The organism is Longimicrobium sp., from assembly GCF_036280135.1.
GTDB lineage: Bacteria > Gemmatimonadota > Gemmatimonadetes > Longimicrobiales > Longimicrobiaceae > Longimicrobium.
Genome location: NZ_DASURI010001016.1, coordinates 1 through 4156 on the forward strand (window position 1 = coordinate 1; position 4156 = coordinate 4156).

Here is a 4156-nt window from a genome sequence, read left to right on the forward strand (position 1 = left end):
CGACCTCCGTCGCCGCGCGCACCACGTGCTCGTTGGTGAGCACCAGCCCCTCGCGGGTGATGATGAAGCCCGACCCCAGGCCCGCCGTCTCCCGCTGCGCGCCGGGCGGGATCATCATCTCCTCCCACATCGTCCGCGGCACCACGCGCTCGCGGCGAACGACGTTCACGCTCACCACGGCCGGCGCCACCCGCTCCGACGCCGTGACGATGGCCGTGCGCCGCGAGTCCTGCGCGCTCTGCGTGGCGCGCGCGGCGGCGACGACGGGCGCGGCGGGCACTTCCTTGAGCTGCTCCAGCTCGCGCGCGCGTTCCGACTGGTTGCCCGTAGCCGCGCCCCCGCACGCCCCCGCGAAGGTGGAGACGAGGACGACGGCCGGGATCAGCGAGGTGCGTTGCATCCTGCGCATGAGGAAAGACGTGGACCGGGTGGATCGTTGCTCGATGGATGTCGACCGGACGGCCGATGAGTACCCGCCCGCCGGGCCGACGGTTGCACGCGCCCCATTCTACGCGTCCGGGGATGTGACGCGGAAGCGGGGCCAATCGTTCGGTCGCGGTGCGTCCCACCCCTTGACGGCATCCCCCGCGGCGGATGCGCGGCGCGGCTGTCCCGCTCTGGGGTGCGCCAGGTACAACGCGACGGGCAGCGGATCCAGGAGCGATCCGCCGGAACCCGTACCTGACGCGCCCGTTCCCCCGCCGCTGCCGTTCCGGGGCAAGAGGTTGCGCGGCATTTGCTTAGAGTTCGCTGCACCTCGATGCGACGAAGCACATCGCACCCTTTGCGCCGATCAAGACGCATCGCGGCATCGGCGTTGCCACTGCCGAGGCCGGCCGGCCGGCCGCCGGCCGGAGCCACTGCCCTCACCCGTCCATCCGGGTGATCGCCCGCGGGGTTTGATTCTCTCCTTTCCTCATCACGGACGCCTTGACGATCATGCCTTCCCGCCGCCCCCTCCGGCGGGGCGCGACTCGCCGCGCGCTGCTCCCGGGCCTGTTCCTGCTGCTCGCCTCGTGCGGCGACGGGGGAACGGCCCCCACGCCACGGCCCGAGCCGCAGAACCCCGTTCCCTCCATCAGCAGCCTGGACCCGGCGCTGCTGCCGCAGTACAGCGACTCCGTGACGGTAACCATCACCGGGAGCGGGTTCGTGAACGGCGCCGTCGTTCGCCTGAACGGAAACGCACGGCTCACGACCTACGTGAACCCGTCGCAGCTCACGGCCGTGGTGCCCGTCGCGGCCATGCAGGAGCCGGCCACGCTGCAGGTGACGGTCTTCAACCCCGCCCCGGGCGGCGGCGAATCGGCGGCCGTGCCCGTGCAGGTGCAGCACCGCGTACCCACCATCCGGTCGCTGTCGCCCGGCGGCAGCATGCAGGGCGACACGGCGTTCACGATGACGGTGGAGGGCACCGGCTTCGCGCGGGCGTCCGTCATCCGCTGGAACGGCGCGGACCGCCCCACCACCTTCGTGGACCCGTACCACCTGACCACGCGGGTTTCCGCGGCCGACGTGGACTCGGTGGGAGTCGCGCTGGTGACGGTGTTCAACCCCGAGCCCGGCGGCGGCACGGCGAGCGCGCGCGCCTTTTCCATCGTCGTGCGTCCCAACCCCGTGCCGGGGATCGCGAGCCTTTCTCCCGACACCATCCTGGTGGAGGAAACCAGCACCATCACGGTCCGGGGCGCCGGGTTCATGGCCGCGACGCGCCTTTCCGTGGGCGGGTTCAGCCCCGCGGTCACCTTCGTGTCGCCCACGGAGCTGCGGTTTACCCTGGAGCCGGAGCACCTTCCCAGCATGGGGTTCGCGGGGGTGCAGGCCATCAACCCGGCGCCGGGCGGGGGAACCTCGGGACAGGTCACCCTCACCGTCGCCAGCCCCGCGCCCACCCTGACGGCCGCGACGCCCTCCATCGTCCCCATCGGGCTGGACAGCCAGGTGGTGCGCCTCACGGGGACCGGCTTTACGCGCAGGACCACGCTGATGTCGAGCTTCATCTACGTGAATGCGCCCCGGTTCGTGAGCAGGACGGAGCTGGAGGTCGTGCTGCGGCGCGACGACCTGGACGAGTACGTCACGGGCAGCATCCGCGTGCTCAACTTCGAGCCGGGCGGCGGCCTTTCCAACCCCGTCTACGTGTCGGTGCAGAACCCCGCCCCCGTGGCGCAGGCGGTCACCCCCGCCCAGGCCGCGGCGGGCCGCGCGGACAGCCTGACCCTCACCGTCACGGGCGCCGGCTTTACCCACCGTACGGCCGTGCACGTGGAGGGAAGCCCCCGCACGACGCAGTTCGTGAGCGCGACGGAGCTGCGGACGGTGCTTGCCCCCGGGGACCTGGACGCGCCGGGCGTGCTGGACGTTTCCGTGGTCACGCCCGAGCCGGGCGGCGGCAGCTCCGCCGCGGGAACGCTCACGCTTACGGCGTCCATGCCGGTGCTCGAGGCCCTTCCCTCGTACGGCGCCTCCGCGGGACGCCCGGGCTACCCCCTGGTGGTGCACGGCACGGGGTTCATCCGGTCGTCCGTGATCCGCTGGAACGGCCAGGCACGCCCCACCACGTACGTCAGCGGCACGCGGCTGGAGATGGCCGTCACGGACGCGGACCTGGCGGTGCCCGGCACGGCGCAGGTTTCCGTCCACACCCCCGGCGTGGGGACGAGCGCGGCGCGGCAGATCACCTTCCGCACGCCCGGCAGCGTGTCCGTGAGCGGACTGCGCGTCCTGGACCTTCCCGCGGCCGACCTGGTGTACGACGCGGCGCGTGACCGTCTCTACGCGTCCATCACCAGCGGGCCGCGGGGCAACACCGTGGTGCGCATCAATCCCGCCACCGGGGAGATCGACGGGTCGGTGGGGGTGGGGAGCAACCCGGGCAAGATGGCGCTTTCCAGCGACGGCGCCACGCTGTGGGTGGGGGTGAAGGGGGCAAACCAGGTGCGCCAGGTGGCGCTGCCGGGGTTCACCGCCGGCACCGCCTTCTCCACGGAGATCGAGCCCGGCGAGCTGCACGCCATGCCGGGTCAGCCGGGGACGGTGGCGGTGGTGCGCGGGGGAGGCCTGATCACCGTGTACGACAACGGCGTGGCCCGCCGCAACGAAGGCGGCTCCCCCACGGTGACGTTCGGCGAGTCGGCTTCGGTGATGTACGGATTCGACAACTACAGCAGCGAGCGCGGCCTGCGTACCTTCCGCGTGGACGCGCAGGGAGTCACCGAGACGCGGGTGGCGCTCGGGCTGATCGGCGGCGGCTACACGCGCATCCTGTTCTCCGCGGGGCGCGTGTACGGCAGCAGCGGCGACGTGGCCGACGCCGCGCGCGGGGTTCGCATCGGCCAGTTCGACGCGGGGATCAACCCCTCCGCCTGGGCCGTGGACACCCAGCTGGGACGCGCCTACTTCATGAACAGCAGCAACGGAACGCTCACCGTGTTCGACGTGAACACCTTTCAGCAGCTGGGGTCGGTGTACGTAGCGTACATGAACAGCGAGCACCCGGCCGCCTACACGGAGCGGCTGGTTCGCTGGGGCACCGACGGGCTGGCGCTGAACGACGGACAGCGCATCTACCTCTTTCGCACCCCCGTCGCGGCACCCTGACGCCGTGTCGCCGCGCGCGACGGACGAACGGGGACGGGCCCACGCCACGCGCGGGCCCGTCCGCCGTTTCGGGTGGACGGCGTGCGCGGTAGATTGGCGCGCGTCGTTCCGCATCGCCCGTCATCCACTGACCGAAGCGCCGTCCATGCCCGTGGAAAAGCCCGAGAAGACCCGCGACCGCCTGTTCCTCATCGACGGCTACGCGCTCATCTACCGCGCCTTCTTCGCGCTCATCAGCCGGCCGCTCGTCAGCAGCAAGGGCGAAAACACGTCGGCCGCGTGGGGCGTGGCGCGCTTTCTCATCAAGATCTTTGAAAAGCACCACCCCGACTACCTGGGGATGGTGTTCGACGCCGGCGACAGCGAGCGCGTGGAGCTGTACCCCGAGTACAAGGCCACGCGGGAGAAGATGCCCGACGAGCTGGCCCTCTCCATCCCCCGCATCCGCCAGCTCGTGGAGGCGTTCAACGTCCCCGTGCTGGAGCTGCAGGGCTACGAGGCCGACGACGTCATCGGCACGCTGGCCAAGAAGGCGGAGGAGACGGGGCTGGAGACC

The 4156-nt window shown here is 71.5% G+C and carries 1 protein-coding gene and 2 pseudogenes; 2 read left to right on the top strand and 1 reads right to left on the bottom strand.

Going from position 1 to position 4156, the window contains the following annotated elements; all coding sequences use genetic code 11:
* Window positions 1-400 (bottom strand): annotated as a pseudogene (locus VFZ20_RS32650) (hypothetical protein); the annotation flags it as partial.
* Between the two features lie 539 nt (window positions 401-939).
* Between VFZ20_RS32650 and VFZ20_RS32655 the strand changes: the two are divergent.
* Both VFZ20_RS32655 and VFZ20_RS32660 read left to right on the top strand, forming a co-directional pair.
* Window positions 940-3600 carry an IPT/TIG domain-containing protein gene (locus VFZ20_RS32655; protein ID WP_329688173.1) on the top strand — a complete coding sequence of 887 codons (2661 nt, stop codon included), beginning with the start codon at window positions 940-942 and terminating at the stop codon, window positions 3598-3600.
* 145 nt (window positions 3601-3745) lie between these two features.
* A pseudogene (locus tag VFZ20_RS32660) lies at window positions 3746-4156 on the top strand (PIN domain-containing protein); the annotation flags it as partial.